The 12,890-nt window shown below is 71.6% G+C and carries 14 protein-coding genes; 8 read left to right on the top strand and 6 right to left on the bottom strand.

Annotation, left to right across the window (positions count from 1 at the left end):
* The first annotated feature begins 14 nt into the window (after nt 1-14).
* From B1729_RS09145 to B1729_RS09135, 3 genes are all read left to right on the top strand, one after another.
* Nucleotides 15-845, top strand: coding sequence for a Cof-type HAD-IIB family hydrolase (locus B1729_RS09145; protein ID WP_163632253.1), 831 nt, complete (start codon nt 15-17; stop codon nt 843-845).
* A 186-nt stretch (nt 846-1,031) separates the two neighbouring features.
* A complete protein-coding gene (locus B1729_RS09140) occupies nt 1,032-1,418 on the top strand; it encodes an HNH endonuclease (protein WP_163618255.1) in 387 nt (128 codons plus the stop codon).
* Nucleotides 1,415-1,888 carry a GNAT family N-acetyltransferase gene (locus tag B1729_RS09135; protein ID WP_163618256.1) on the top strand — a complete coding sequence of 158 codons (474 nt, stop codon included), beginning with the start codon at nt 1,415-1,417 and terminating at the stop codon, nt 1,886-1,888. Before B1729_RS09140 ends, B1729_RS09135 begins: the two co-directional genes overlap by 4 nt.
* Before the next feature lie 70 nt (nt 1,889-1,958).
* Here B1729_RS09135 and B1729_RS09130 read toward each other — a convergent pair whose 3' ends face one another.
* Nucleotides 1,959-2,714, bottom strand: a complete 756-nt coding sequence (locus B1729_RS09130) for an SDR family NAD(P)-dependent oxidoreductase (protein ID WP_163632250.1) — start codon at nt 2,712-2,714, stop codon at nt 1,959-1,961.
* Nucleotides 2,715-2,823: 109 nt separating this feature from the next.
* On the opposite strand from B1729_RS09130, the gene B1729_RS09125 reads away from it, so the two are divergent.
* On the top strand, nt 2,824-3,405 hold the full coding sequence (locus B1729_RS09125; protein WP_163632247.1) for a TetR family transcriptional regulator: 582 nt from the start codon (nt 2,824-2,826) through the stop codon (nt 3,403-3,405).
* 83 nt (nt 3,406-3,488) lie between these two features.
* Here the strand turns inward: B1729_RS09125 and B1729_RS09120 are convergent, their stop codons facing one another.
* Together B1729_RS09120 and B1729_RS09115 are read right to left on the bottom strand one after the other, a co-directional pair.
* Nucleotides 3,489-4,331, bottom strand: a complete 843-nt coding sequence (locus B1729_RS09120) for a hypothetical protein (RefSeq protein WP_163632244.1) — start codon at nt 4,329-4,331, stop codon at nt 3,489-3,491.
* Between the two features lie 9 nt (nt 4,332-4,340).
* Nucleotides 4,341-4,988, bottom strand: coding sequence for a TetR/AcrR family transcriptional regulator (locus tag B1729_RS09115; protein WP_163618260.1), 648 nt, complete (start codon nt 4,986-4,988; stop codon nt 4,341-4,343).
* 113 nt (nt 4,989-5,101) lie between these two features.
* Between B1729_RS09115 and B1729_RS09110 the strand changes: the two genes are divergently transcribed.
* Nucleotides 5,102-6,589 (top strand): MFS transporter, encoded by a 1,488-nt coding sequence (locus tag B1729_RS09110; protein WP_163618261.1) that lies wholly within the window; start codon nt 5,102-5,104, stop codon nt 6,587-6,589.
* A 22-nt stretch (nt 6,590-6,611) separates the two neighbouring features.
* On the opposite strand, the gene B1729_RS09105 is transcribed toward B1729_RS09110, so the two are convergent.
* From B1729_RS09105 to B1729_RS09095, 3 genes are all read right to left on the bottom strand, one after another.
* Nucleotides 6,612-7,685 carry a C45 family peptidase gene (locus B1729_RS09105; protein ID WP_163632241.1) on the bottom strand — a complete coding sequence of 358 codons (1,074 nt, stop codon included), beginning with the start codon at nt 7,683-7,685 and terminating at the stop codon, nt 6,612-6,614.
* 125 nt (nt 7,686-7,810) lie between these two features.
* Nucleotides 7,811-9,538 carry an amidase gene (locus tag B1729_RS09100; protein ID WP_163632238.1) on the bottom strand — a complete coding sequence of 576 codons (1,728 nt, stop codon included), beginning with the start codon at nt 9,536-9,538 and terminating at the stop codon, nt 7,811-7,813.
* On the bottom strand, nt 9,535-10,569 hold the full coding sequence (locus B1729_RS09095) for an agmatine deiminase family protein (RefSeq protein ID WP_163632235.1): 1,035 nt from the start codon (nt 10,567-10,569) through the stop codon (nt 9,535-9,537). Before B1729_RS09095 ends, B1729_RS09100 begins: the two co-directional genes overlap by 4 nt.
* Nucleotides 10,570-10,668: 99 nt before the next feature.
* Between B1729_RS09095 and B1729_RS09090 the strand changes: the two genes are divergently transcribed.
* The 3 genes from B1729_RS09090 to B1729_RS09080 all read left to right on the top strand — a co-directional run.
* Nucleotides 10,669-11,298, top strand: a complete 630-nt coding sequence (locus tag B1729_RS09090) for a TetR family transcriptional regulator C-terminal domain-containing protein (protein WP_163632232.1) — start codon at nt 10,669-10,671, stop codon at nt 11,296-11,298.
* Nucleotides 11,295-12,230, top strand: coding sequence for a phosphotransferase (locus B1729_RS09085; RefSeq protein WP_163632229.1), 936 nt, complete (start codon nt 11,295-11,297; stop codon nt 12,228-12,230). The genes B1729_RS09090 and B1729_RS09085 overlap by 4 nt, the downstream gene beginning before the upstream one ends.
* A gap of 5 nt (nt 12,231-12,235) precedes the next feature.
* A partial coding sequence (locus B1729_RS09080) for a M23 family metallopeptidase (protein ID WP_163632226.1) occupies nt 12,236-12,890 on the top strand: 655 nt, incomplete at its 3' end.

Below are 12,890 nucleotides of genomic sequence, written 5' to 3'. Positions count from 1 at the left end.
GAGAAGGAGGTGCCATGCCCTATCCCTCGCCCGACCTGCGCCTGATCGCCGTCGACATGGACGGCACGCTGCTCGACGGCGACGGCCGCATCCCCGACGCGCTGTGGCCGCTGCTCGACCGCCTGCACGCCCGCGGCATCCGCTTCGCTCCGGCGAGCGGGCGCCAGCTCGCGACGCTCCAGCGCGCCTTCGCCGAGCACCTCGACCACATGGTGTTCATCGCCGAGAACGGCGCGTACGTCGTCGAAGGCGATGCCGAGATCAGCTCGGACGCGATGGATGCCGCATTCACGGCATCCCTCGTCGCCCGGCTGCGCGCGCTCGCGGCGGCGGGGGGCGACCTCGGCGTCGTCGTGTGCGGCAAGCGGTCCGCCTACATCGAGCGCGCGGATGCGCCGTTCCTCGCGGAGGCGCAGAAGTACTACGCGCACCTGCAGGTCGTCGACGACCTGCTCGAGGTCGACGACCAGATCCTCAAGGTGGCGATCTTCGATTTCGTGGAGGCTGCGACCACGGCCGCCGCGCTCGACGACCTGCGCGCGACGCACCAGGTGGTCGTCTCGGGACACCACTGGATCGACGTGATGAACATCGGCGTCAACAAGGGCGTGGCCCTGCGCCGGCTGCAGGCGGCGACCGGGATCACGCACGAGCAGACCGCCGCGTTCGGCGACTACCTCAACGACCTCGAGATGATGGATGCTGCCGCCCTGTCGTTCGCGATGGCCAACGCGCACCCGGAGATCGGGGAGAGGGCGAGGTTCCGCGCTCCCTCGAACCTCGACCACGGCGTCATCACCACGATCCAGAAGCTCCTCGACGGCGTGCCGGACGCCGTCGCCTGAGGCGGCGCGTCCTCCGGGACAAGTCGTCTGTCCAGACACGTCCGGGCTCTCGCCGAGATCACACGACGCATGCGCCGATGACATGTGGTCTCGGCGAGAGCCGTCGGCGCGGGCGCCGCATTCATCCGGCACGCGTCCGGCCGCGTCGGCCCCGCGTCGACCGTGGCGCTCGGTAGCGTGGCCTGCATGGCGGTGAGTCAGACCAGGCGAGCGCGCGCAGCCCGGCGCCGGGCGCGTCGCGTGGCTGCCGCCGACAACGACCTCACCCTCGACGAGTGGGAGGCGCTGCTCGAGGCGTGGGCATCGTGCGCCTACTGCGGCACCGAGGCCGGCCCGTTCCAGAAGGACTGCGTGCTGCCCATCTCGCGCGGCGGCAGATACACGTTCGAGAACGTCGTCCCTGCATGCCGTTCGTGCAACGCGAGCAAGAGCAACGACGAGGTCACCGGGTGGCTGCGCCGCAAGCGTCTCGACGAGCGCGCCTTCCTGCTGCGGCACGTCGAGGTGCTCCGCGCCTGGCGCGGGGTGGCGGAGGCGCGCGCGGGCGACGAGCAGCAGGCGCAGGCGCTGTGAGCGTCGGCATCCGTCCGTACGAGTCGCAGGACTGGGACGACATCTCCCGCATCCACGACGCCGCCCGCCTCGACGAGCTGCGCGGAGCGGGCCTTCTCGAGGCGTACCTCAGCCTGGCCGACACGTACGAGAACGAAGGCCTGTTCGACGACAAGGTGTGGGTCGCCGAGTCCGGGGGCCGCGTCGTCGGGTTCATCGCCGGCAGTGTGGGCGACGAGGGCGGCGAGATCACCTGGATCTACGTCGACCCCGCGTTCTATCGCCAGGGGATCGGCCGCGCGCTCGTCGAGCACTTCCTCGCGCGCGCGGGTGGGCCGGTCGAGCTCGAGGTGCTCGACGGCAACGCCGCCCGTGAGTTCTACGAGTCGCTCGGCTTCGTGCGCACCGCGACCACCAGCGGCAAGCTCGCAGGCAACGAGGCCTTCGCCGCCACCGGCCACACGCTGGTGTGGACCCCGGCGCCGCCGTAATCGCCTGCAGGAATGGGAAGCGGCCCGCGCGATTCGGGTTCGCGCGGGCCGCTGGTTCGGGGACCGGATGCTACTGGGCCGCGTAGCCGCCGTCGACGAGGTGGTAGCTGCCGCTGACGAAGGTCGCGGCATCCGATGCGAGGAACGCGACGAGATTCGCGACCTCCTGCGAGTCGCCCAGGCGGCCGAGGGCGTGCTTGGCGGCCAGGGCGGCCTGCGCGTCGGCGTCGAGGTTGGCGTCGACCAGCGGGGTCCGGATGAAGCCGGGGCCGACGGCGTTGACGCGGACGCCCTGCGCGCCGTACTCGAGCGCGGCGTTCTTGGTGAGGCCGACGACGCCGTGCTTCGCCGTGACGTACGCCGACGACATCGGGATGCCGACCGAGCCCAGCACCGACGAGATGTTGACGATGGAGCCGCCGCCGTTGCGGGCGATCGCAGGCGCCTGCGATCGCGTGCCGTAGAACACCGCGTTCAGGTTGATCTCGATGACCTTCTGCCACGAATCGATCGGGTACTCGCCCATCGGCGCGGCTGCGCCGCCGATGCCGGCGTTGTTCACCGCGATGCGCAGGGGAGCGAGCGCCTCGGCGGCGTCGACGGCCGCCTGTCCGACCGCGGGGTCGGAGACGTCGCCGACGAACGCGACCGCGGTGCCGCCGGCCGCTGTGATCTCGGCGACGACCGCATCCGCGGGGTCCTGCCGCACGTCCGCGACGACCACCGCCGCACCGTTCGCGGCGAGAGTGAGGGCTACCGCCCGGCCGATGCCGGATCCGGCGCCCGTGACGATGGCGGAACGCTCCGCGACATCGTACGTAGCCATGATGTACCTCCGTTGGCGGCGTCAGCGCGTGGCGCCGAATTGTTTCTCCGACAGATGTCGGTTACTCATGAGTTAACCTACACCTGTCGAAAAGATTCCCGGAGGTGGAATGGATCCCCGCAAGCAGCGCAGTCGCGACCGCCTGCACGCCGCCGCGCTCGCGCTCGCCGCCGACCGACCGATCTCGAGCCTGACCGTGACACAGCTCGCCGAAGCGGCGGATGTGCACCGGTCGACGTTCTACGAGCACGCCGAGTCTCCTGCAGGTCTCGTCGAAGCCGCGCTGACCGCAGAGCTCGACGTCCTGCGTGACGAGCTGATGAAGGACCGATCGGATGCCGCCACCGCCGTCGCCACGGTGACCGAGGGTGTGCTCCGCCACATCCTGCGCCACGTCGACATCTACCGCCGCGAGCTGGCGGACGGGGGAGGAACGCTGCACGCGATGCTGAGCCGGCACTTCCGCGGCACCACCGAGATCCTGCTGGAACGCGGGCGCATCCGACTCCCGCTGACCGCCGCCGGCGTTGCGGACTCGGCCGTCGCGGACGCTGCCGCCCGCTTCCTCGCCGACGGCACGGTGGGGGTCATCGACGGATGGCTGCGGCATCCGCGCCCCCGCGTCGAGGACTTCCTGCGTGTCTATCTGGCGCTGCTGCCGGAATGGTGGCCGCACCGCCCGGTGGGCTGACGTCGGAGGCCGGTCTCAGGCCCTGTCGCTGCTCAGGCCCTGTCGCTGCTCAGGCCCTGTCGCTGCTCAGGCCCTGTCACTGCTCAGGCCCCGTCGCGCTGCGCGAGCAGCGCGATGCCTTCGAGCACCGCGCGGTGGGTCGACGGAGCGGCGAGCACCCGGAAGTGCCCGGCGGCGGGCACGGCGATGTTGGTCGCCCCGTCCAGAGCGCTGCCCTCGGGGATGTGCGGATCGAACGGGCCGTAGATCGAGACGATGCGCCCGTTGATCGAGGTCTCGCGACCGAGCATGACGATCGTCTCGTCCTCGGGCAGGAACGCACGGATGCTCGGATCGACGAAGATCCGCGCCCGCCGTGCGCCGGCGAACGGCGTGGCCACCGCCACCATCCCCAGCAGCCCGAGTGGGCGGGTGCCGGTGCGCGGCGTCGCGGCGGCTGCGGCATCCGTCGGGTCCTCTCCCGCATCCGCGGCCTTCGCCGCCTCGATCGCCGCGCCGGAGGTGACCAGCATGTGCTTGCCGATGAGGCCGCCCTTGCTGTGTGCGACGAGCACGATCCCGGCGCTGGGCACCGGTGCGCCGGCGAGCATGCGTTCGAGGCGGTCGGCGGTGTCGGGGATGCTGCGGCGGTTCACGCCCAGGCCGTGCACCACGCGCACCCCGTGGCCGGCCGCTGCCAGCGCGTCTCCGAGGGGGCGCAGGAACGTCCAGTGCTCGTACACCCCGGGAACGAGGTACACCTCGGGAAGCTCCGGATCGCCCTGCCGCCAGGCAGCGGGGGTCGGGCGGGGACGGCCGACCGACCACGGCAGCGAGAGGACGGCGAGCTGCCGTCGTCCGGCGTAGAGATAGTCGGCCGCCCACCACAGTGCCTGCCGCACCAGTGAGGAGCGCGGGGCTGCGCGGGGCGCCGCATGGTCGGCCATGCGGGCAGTCTACGAGGGTGCGACGGGCGTGCCTCGTACACCGGTGATCGCGGCCTCCACGACGGTGGCTGCGAGGGCATCGACGACGGATGCCGGCTGCCATCGCAGCGGGCCGTGCGCGGCGATGTCGGCGAAGCCGTGGACCGCCGACCAGCAGGCCCATTCGGCGTAGGGCCGGCGCTCGGGCGCGAGGGCTCCGGCATCCACCATCGCGTCGAGCGTGTCCATGAGGAGGCGGAAGGGCGCGACGATCTGGTCGTCGAGGGTGACGATGGCGTCGTTTGCGTGCGTGTCCTGCGTGAAGAAAGCGGTCTCGAACAACCCCCGCTCGGCACGCGCGAAGTCGATGTACGCGGTGCCGACGCGGCGGAGGCGCTCGATCGCGGCGGCTGCCGGCGCGAGCGTGGCCGGGGTCGCCTCGACCCGCGCGGTGATCGCGCCGGCCAAGGCGAGCTGAGCCTCGCGGGCGACCGCCCGCACGAGGGCGTCGCGGTCGGTGAAGTGCCGGTACGCGGCGTTGGGCGAGACGCCGGCGGCGCGGGTGGCTTCGCGCAGCGTCACCGCGGCCGGCCCGCCGGTGCGCGCGAGCTGCAGCCCTTCGGCGATCAGCGCATGTCGGAGGTCGCCGTGATGATATGTGCGCAGTGGTGAAGTCATTGCGCCCTCCCGCTCGGGTGTGTACCGTGTGAACATTCAATGTGAACGGTGTCCACATTGAGCTTAGCCGCTCGCTCCGCCCTCCCCGACCGAGAACACGCCAAGGAATCGACATGAGTGATTCGAGCCCCACCGGGCCCGCGGCATCCGCAGATCCGCTCCAGCCGCAGCCTGACACGCGGACGTTGCGCGCGTTCTACCAAGTGCTCGTCAACACGGCGCTCGCGAATGTCACCAGCAGTTTCCTGTGGTTCGCCCTGACGTTCTGGGTGTACCTCGAAACGCAGTCGGTGCTCGCCACGGCCATCATCGGCGGCTCGTACATGCTGCTCGTGGCGGTGTTCGGCGTGGTGTTCGGCGTGATCGTCGACCGCATGAAGAAGAAGGCGGTCATGCTGCTCTCGAGCATCGTGACGGCGGTCGCCTACCTGCTCGCGGGCGCGATCTTCCTGACGATCCCCGAGAGCGCGTTGCTCGACTGGACCGGACCCTGGTTCTGGGCGTTCGCCGGCGTCATCCTCGTGGGCGGAGTCGTCGAGAACCTCCGCAACATCGCGCTGTCGACGACGGTCACCCTGCTCGTTCCCGCGGAGCGCCGCGATCGCGCGAATGGCCTGGTGGGCGCGGTGCAGGGCATCGCGTTCATGGTGACGAGCGTCTTCTCCGGGCTTTCGATCGGTCTCCTCGGCATGGGCTGGACGGTCGCCATCGCCATCGCCGCCACCGGTGTCGCGCTGGTGCACCTGCTGTTCGTGCCCATCCCCGAGCGGGGCGTCGTCCACGTGGAGGGTGTGGCGCCTGCGGGCTTCAGCTTCCGCGGCGTGATCCCCGCGGTGATGGCGGTGCCGGGGCTGCTCGCGCTCATCCTTTTCGCGACGTTCAACAACCTCGTCGGCGGCGTCTTCATGGCCCTCATGGACCCGTACGGGCTGACGCTGTTCTCGGTCGAGGTGTGGGGCATCGTCCTCGGTGTGACCAGCTTCGGCTTCATCATCGGCGGGGCGCTCGTGGCCAAGTTCGGACTCGGCAAGAACCCGGTGCGCACCTTGCTGCTGGTCAACATCGGCATCGCGCTGCTCGGCATGACCTTCGCCATCCGGGAGTGGTGGTGGCTGTACGCCCTCGGCATCCTGATCTTCATGGCGCTCATGCCGATCGCCGAGGCGTCGGAGCAGACGATCGTGCAGCGCGTCGTGCCGTATGAGAAGCAGGGACGCGTCTTCGGCTTCGCCGCGAGCGTGGAGTCCGCCGCCGCGCCGGTCTCGGCATTCCTGATCGGGCCGATCGCCCAGTTCTGGCTCATCCCGTACATGGAGTCGCCAGAGGGTCAGGAGACGTTCGGCTGGCTGCTCGGCGACGGCGAGGCTCGCGGCATGGCGCTCGCCTTCGTCGGCGCGAGCCTGGTGCTGCTGCTCGTCGTGCTGCTCGCGTTCGTGTCGAAGCCCTACCGCGAGCTCTCCGACGCGTACGCCGCGGCGCCCCCGTCACTGCACACCGATGATGATGAGGGCACGGATGCCGCACCCGCCGCCTCCGACGAGCCCGACGCGGTTCCCGCGGTGGGCCGCGCCGGAGACGACTTGCGCTCCGGCCTGCGCTGACGCCCCGCCTGCGCGGCGTAGGTCAGAAACGCGTGAACCCTGCGGCGGCGGCCTCGTCGGGGCGGCCGGGGAAGACGTCGAGGGCGAACGCCTCGGTGTCGACGGCGACCGTGAGCAGGGTCGCCCACTGATCGATGCGCGGCAGCGCGGGGTCAGGGGCCATGCAGATGTCGGCGTCGGCGCCCTGCCCGCCGCAGGCGGCGAGGGCGCGTGCGGCGGGGCCCAGGCCGGCGAGCCCGCTGCGCACCGCGTCCAGGTGCGCGAAGCGCTCGCGCGTGGTGGAGTCGGCGGGCATGGTGTCGCCGCGGAACAGCTCCGGATCGAGGAAGTGGTTCGTGTGGAGCAGCCAGCCGTCCGCCGCGGGATCGACGACGCCGAGGCCGGCAGGGGAGAGCTCGAGCGACGCGGCGCGAGAGCCGGCGGGGCCGGTCTCGAAGACTGTCAGCACTGTCGAGGCACTCACCGTCGCGCTCGCCGCGATCCGACGCGCGTCGGCGATCGATCTCGCCTCTTCGAGAACCCGCCGCGCGATCGCATGCACCGGTACGCCGCCGGCATCCGAGTCCGACGCGTGGGAGAGGATGTTGAAGTGCAGGCCCAGCCCGGCGCTGTTGACGCCGATCTTCGCGGCCGTGCCGAACTCCGTGAACAGCTTCACGTCGAGGCCCGCCTCTGACGGGAACGCCCACAGCAGACCCTCCGGCACCAGGAAGTCGTGCCAATCCCAGGTCTGGATGGACTCGGCCGCCTCGCCGGGCCCGACATGGACGGCCGTCGAGCACTCGCTGATCGCCCGGGGCGGCGCCGCGGCCAGGATCTCGGTGCGAGCCCCTACGGCCGCCACGCGCCATCGCTCGACCTGCGCGGCGTCGGCGATCGCGTCGGCCTCGGCCGCGAGGCCGGGCGCCCATGCGGCGAGGGCGGCGCGGCTGCGCTCGGCGATGCCGCGCACCTCGTCGGCGCCGATGCCCAGTTCCTCGAAGTGGTCCAGGTAGAGCGCCGCCGTCCGCTCGAACTGCGGCGCGAACGCCGTTCCCAGCTCGCGGCCACGGGCAGCCGGATCGGTGGTGGTGGAGGTGAAGGTGCGAAGTTCCATGGGTTCCTAGCGATTCTTCCGGTCGTCGAGCGCACGAGGAACGATCGAGGCGAAACGCTGCGCGCGTGCTTCCGGGGGATTCGTCGTGGTTCGCTGGCGCAGCGGCAGCAAGCTGAAAGCTGTGCTCACAGCTCGGGGGTGCGCGGGGGAGCGGTCCGCCGCTGGCGCAGCGCCTCGAACGCGGCGGCCCAGGCGAGGAGGTCGGGATCGCTGTACGCGCGCCCGGCGATCGTCATGCCCACCGGCATCCCGATGTCGGCCATCGTCCCCATCGGGACCGTGACCGTGGGCACGCCGAGGTGGCGGATCGCGAGGTTGCCGTTGGCGACCCAGACGCCGTTGCGCCAGCCGCGATCGGCCGAGGCCGCGTTCACGTCCATGTCGGCGGGGCCGACGTCGGCGACCGCGGGAAAGAGCACGGCGTCCAGGCCGAGGTCCGACATCCACTCCTCGAGATCCCGGCGACGGGTCTCCTCGAGGCCGCGCGCCCCGCCTTCGATCTCCGGGATGTCGGTGAACGAGGCGTACGGATGCTCCCGCACCTGCGCCGGATAGGTCGCGATGTCGTCGTCGAACCCGGTGTAGCGGTCGGGGAGGGCGCCGGGCGGGTGGGGGAAGATCATGGCGGGATCGACGTCGTCGAGCCGATCGAGCGCCGGATCGCCGTTGGCCCGCAGGAAGTCGTCCCACGCCCACGCCGACAGGTCGACGATCTCGCGGTGCAGGAACTCTGGGGTCACGAGCCCGCGCGTCAGGATGGTGGGCGCGCCGGGACGGTCGCCCTCGTAGTTCGTGACGACGGGGAATTCGACCTCCACGACCTCGGCGCCCGCGGACTCGAGGTCGCGGCGCGCCGTCTCCCAGAGGGCGATGACCGAGGCGCGGGTCTCGACACGGGTGCCCGTGGGTCCGCCGATGCCGCCGTCGGGGTTGGTGCCGGCATCCGGGTCGGCGTTGATGTACATCCGCGGCACGCCGAACCGCCGGCCGGCGAGCGTCGCGCGGGCGCCGGCGGCGTCCGCCGAGCCGAGCGTCGGGTAGGAGCGGGGACGAGTGGCCGCGGCATCCGGGATCCGGATCCACGGCTGTGCGCGCCAGAAGTCGCCGCGCGTCTCGGGGTCGCGGGCGACGAGCACGTCGAGGATCTCGAGCATGTCGGCCATCGTGCGGGTGTGGGGCACGACGACGTCCATGGTGGGCACGAGCGGCCAGTTGCCGCGCACGGAGATCACGCCGCGCGAGGGCGTGTACGCGCACAGCGCGTTGTTCGACGCCGGCGCGCGGCCGCTCGACCACGTCTCTTCGCCGAGCCCGAAGGCGGCGAACGAGGCCGCGGTCGCGGTGCCCGAGCCGTTGGACGAGCCCGACCCGAACGCCGAGGTCAGGTAGTCGGCGTTGTACGGGCTCTCGGCGCGGCCGTACACGCCGCGCTGCATGCCGCCGTTGGCCATCGGCGGCATGTTGGTCAGCCCGATCAGCACGCACCCCGCCTGGCGCAGCCGCTCGATCGAGAACGCGTCGCGCTGGGCGACGAGGTCGGCGAAGGCGGGGGAGCCCGCCGCGACGGTGAGGCCCTTGGCCAGGAACGAGTCCTTGGCCGTGTACGGGATGCCGTCGAGCGGCCCGAGCGGGCGGCCTTCGGCGCGACGGAGATCGGATGCCGCAGCCTCGGCCCGCGCGTCCGGATTGCGCACGACCACCGCGTTGAGGGCGGTGTCCGTGCCGGGCGCGTCGTGCGCCTCGATGCGCGCGAGGTAGGCGTCGAGCAGCTCGACCGCGGTGACCGCGCCGGACTCGAGGGCTGCGCGGAGCTCGGCGATCGTCGCCTCGACGACGGGGAAGCGGCGGGTCATCGCGCGACCGCCGGCTGCTGCTGGGTGATGCAGTGGATGCCGCCGCCGCCCGCGAAGATCTGGCGGGCGTCGATCGTCACCGCCCGGCGGCCGGGGTACGCGGCCTCGAGGATCTCGCGCGCCCGCGCATCCGCGCGCTCTTCGCCGAAGCCGCACGCGATGACGCCGCCGTTCACGACGAGGTGGTTGACGTAGCTGTAGTCGACGAAGCCCTCGTGGTCGCGGAGCGTCTCGGGGGCGGGCAGGTCGATGATCTCGAACGTGCGGCCGGCGGCATCCGTCTGCTCCGAGAGGAACGCGCGCAGCGTGCGCGACACCTCGAAGTCGGGGTGCTCGGGGTTCTGCTGGGCATGCAGCAGGAGGCGTCCCGGCGTCGGGATGGTGGCGACGATGTCGACGTGGCCGTTGGTGCCGAGCTCGTCGTAGTCGCGGGTGAGGCCCCGCGGCAGCCAGATGACCTTCGTCGCGCCGATCGTGCGGTGAAGCTCCGCCTCGACGCGGGCTTTGTCGGCGTAGCGGTTGCGGCGCGGGTCGAGCTGCACGGTCGCGGTGACGAGCACGGTGCCCTCGCCGTCGACGTGGATGCCGCCGCCCTCGTTGACGAGCAGCGAGCTCACGAGCTCCGCGCCGACGAGTCCGGCCGTGAAGCGCGCGTGCTCGGCGGCCTCGGTCCACGACGCCCACTCCGGGGCGCCCCAGCCGTTGAAGACCCAGTCGACGGCGCCGAGCATGCCGGGACGGTCGTCGTCGACCACGAACGTCGGGCCGTGGTCGCGGAACCAGAACTCGTCCACCGGCGTCTCGACGATCTCGATGCCCTCGGCGAGCATGCGCCGCGCGCGTTCCGACTTCGACGGATCGACGAGCATCGTGACCGGCTCGAAGTCCGCGACGGCGTTCGCGACGGCGCTCCACGCGGCGTAGAAGCGCTCCTGCTCGGCCGGGTCGTCGCCGAGCGTCGTCCCGTCGTTCGGGAACGCCATCCACGTGCGCTCGTGCGGATCGCCCTCGTGCGGCATCCTCCAGGCCATCGTCGCCCTCATCTCTGCACGGCTCACGCGGAGTCCGGCGTTGCGATGTTCGTAATTGATCTATCGATCAATAGAGAAGATATCTATGCTGGCGAGACCATGTCAAGCACATCGTCGCGGCCGCGCACCCGCAAGGCCCCCGCCGAGCGCGCCGCCGAGATCGTCGGCGCCGCGACCGCGATCGCGCGCGAGCACGGCCTCAGCGCGCTCACCCTCCGCGCCGTCGCGGAGCGGGCGGGGGTCGCTTCAGGCCTGGTCGCGCACTACCAGCCGTCCATGGACGACCTCATCGCCCGCGTGTACGCCGACCTCGTCGAGCAGGAGGTGCGCGAGGTCGAGCAGGTCGTCGACGCTCTCGCCGACCCGGCCGAGCGGCTCGGCGCCCTCATCGACACCCTGATGGACGGCACGCGCGACGAGCTGACCGTCGTCTGGGTCGAGGGCTGGGCGATGGCCCGCCGCAACGAGCCCCTGGCTCTCGCCGTGCGCGCGCAGATGCAGCGCTGGCAGTCGCTGGTCGAGGGCATCGTGACGGACGGATGCCGCACCGGCGCTTTCTCGACGACCGAGCCCGGCGAGGTGGCGTGGGAGCTCATCGGCATGATCGACGGGCTCAACGCCCAGTCGCTGGCGCGCGGCGCCGACACGACGCGCTTCGCTGTGCGCACCGCTCGTGCCGCCGAGGCGCTCGTGGGGGCGCGCCCCGGATCGGTGCCGGTCGGCGCATGAGCCGCGTCCAGTGGCACGAGATCCCTCCTCCGCTCCGCGCGGCGATCGAAGGCGTGCTCGGTGAGCCGATCGTGGCGGCGCACTCGCAGTCCGGCGGATACTCGCCGGGGTCGGCCGACCGCGTCGTCACCGCGTCCGGCCGTCGCGCCTTCGTCAAGAGCGCCGGACTCTCGGTCAACCCCGATACGCCCGGCATCCACCGCGCCGAGGCCGCCGTCACCGCATCGCTTCCGGCGGCGATCCCCGCCCCCGCGCTCCTCGGCTTCGTCGAGCACGAGGACTGGGTCGCGCTGGTGCTCGAAGACGTCGAGACGCGGCATCCGTCCACCCCCTGGCAGCCCCGGGAACTGGAGGCCGTCCTGGACGCCCTTCACGTCATGGGATCCACGCCGCTGCCTCCCGAGACCGCCGTGTCCGAGCTGCCCGACGCGATCGCGGGCGACGCCGAGCTTTGGCGAGGCATCGACACCTCGACGCTGCCGCCGCTGCCGCGCGGCCTCGACGACTTCGTCCGGTCACGCCATGAGGAGCTGACGGATGCCGCGGCCCGCGCCGTCGCGGACGTCCGGGGCGACCGGCTCGTGCACTTCGACACGCGCGCCGACAACATCCTGCTGCGCGAGGACGGCTCCGTGGTGTTCGTGGACTGGCCGTGGGGTGCGCGGGGCGTGCCGTGGTTCGACGCGCTGTCGCTGCTCATCAACGTCCGGTTCTACGACCCGCACGCCGACATCGAGGGCATCGTCTCGCGGCATCCGGTCTTCCACGGTATGGCCGCGGATGCCGCCACGCGGGTGCTCGCCGGGTTCGCCGGGCTGTTCCTCGGCTCGTCGCTGCGGCCCGATCCGCCCAGCATGCCGACGCTGCGGGGGTTCCAACGCGATCAGGCGGTCGTGACGCTGGACTGGGTGCGCGAACGCTGGGAGGGTTGAGACCCGTGGGCGAGCTCGATGATCCGATGGTGGTGGAGTTCCCACTGCGCGGGGACGGGTGGATGGCCGTCACGACGCCGGCCGCCCGCATTCCGAGCCACGGGGTCGACATCCTCGGGCAGCGGTACGCGTTCGACTTCGTCAAGGTCGACGACCGCCCGGGCGTGCACGTGCACCCCGCCTCGACCTTCACCGCCTCCACTGTGGGTGGGCGCACCGACGAGTGCTACGCGTGGAACGCGCGGATTCACGCGCCGTTCGACGCCGAGGTGGTCGCGGCCTCCGACGGCGTCCACGAGCGGCGTTGGATCAACCCGTTCCGCGAGGTCGCGCGCATGGTGTGGAACGGCATGACCTTCCGTCCCGGCAGGATTCCGGCCATCCTCGGCAACCACGTGATCCTGCGTGCCGGCGACGTGTACGCGGGCTTCGCGCATCTCAGGCCGGGGAGCGTGCGGGTGCGAGTGGGCGAAAGGGTCGCGGCGGGCGACCTGCTCGGCAACGTGGGTCACACCGGCAACTCGACCTCACCGCACCTGCACTTCCAGCTCATGGACTCGGCCGACCTCATGAATGCGAGGGGCGTCCCGTGTGCGTTCGCCGCCTACGATGTGCGGGCCGACGACGGTTCGTGGACGCGCGTGGCGCGCGGCATCCCGG

Source organism: Microbacterium sp. B35-04 (assembly GCF_010634885.1).
Lineage (GTDB): Bacteria > Actinomycetota > Actinomycetes > Actinomycetales > Microbacteriaceae > Microbacterium.
This window is presented reverse-complemented; position numbering and strand designations above follow the sequence as displayed.

Bases quoted from the DNA above. Each gene is read 5' to 3' on its own strand.
- B1729_RS09140 (WP_163618255.1), top strand. From the start codon at position 1,032: ATGGCGGTGAGTCAGACCAGGCGAGCGCGCGCAGCCCGGCGCCGGGCG.
- B1729_RS09085 (WP_163632229.1), top strand. From the start codon at position 11,295: ATGAGCCGCGTCCAGTGGCACGAGATCCCTCCTCCGCTCCGCGCGGCG.
- B1729_RS09115 (WP_163618260.1), bottom strand. From the start codon at position 4,988: ATGACTTCACCACTGCGCACATATCATCACGGCGACCTCCGACATGCG.
- B1729_RS09130 (WP_163632250.1), bottom strand. From the start codon at position 2,714: ATGGCTACGTACGATGTCGCGGAGCGTTCCGCCATCGTCACGGGCGCC.
- B1729_RS09125 (WP_163632247.1), top strand. From the start codon at position 2,824: ATGGATCCCCGCAAGCAGCGCAGTCGCGACCGCCTGCACGCCGCCGCG.
- B1729_RS09145 (WP_163632253.1), top strand. From the start codon at position 15: ATGCCCTATCCCTCGCCCGACCTGCGCCTGATCGCCGTCGACATGGAC.
- B1729_RS09090 (WP_163632232.1), top strand. From the start codon at position 10,669: ATGTCAAGCACATCGTCGCGGCCGCGCACCCGCAAGGCCCCCGCCGAG.
- B1729_RS09120 (WP_163632244.1), bottom strand. From the start codon at position 4,331: ATGGCCGACCATGCGGCGCCCCGCGCAGCCCCGCGCTCCTCACTGGTG.
- B1729_RS09095 (WP_163632235.1), bottom strand. From the start codon at position 10,569: ATGGCCTGGAGGATGCCGCACGAGGGCGATCCGCACGAGCGCACGTGG.
- B1729_RS09110 (WP_163618261.1), top strand. From the start codon at position 5,102: ATGAGTGATTCGAGCCCCACCGGGCCCGCGGCATCCGCAGATCCGCTC.
- B1729_RS09105 (WP_163632241.1), bottom strand. From the start codon at position 7,685: ATGGAACTTCGCACCTTCACCTCCACCACCACCGATCCGGCTGCCCGT.
- B1729_RS09100 (WP_163632238.1), bottom strand. From the start codon at position 9,538: ATGACCCGCCGCTTCCCCGTCGTCGAGGCGACGATCGCCGAGCTCCGC.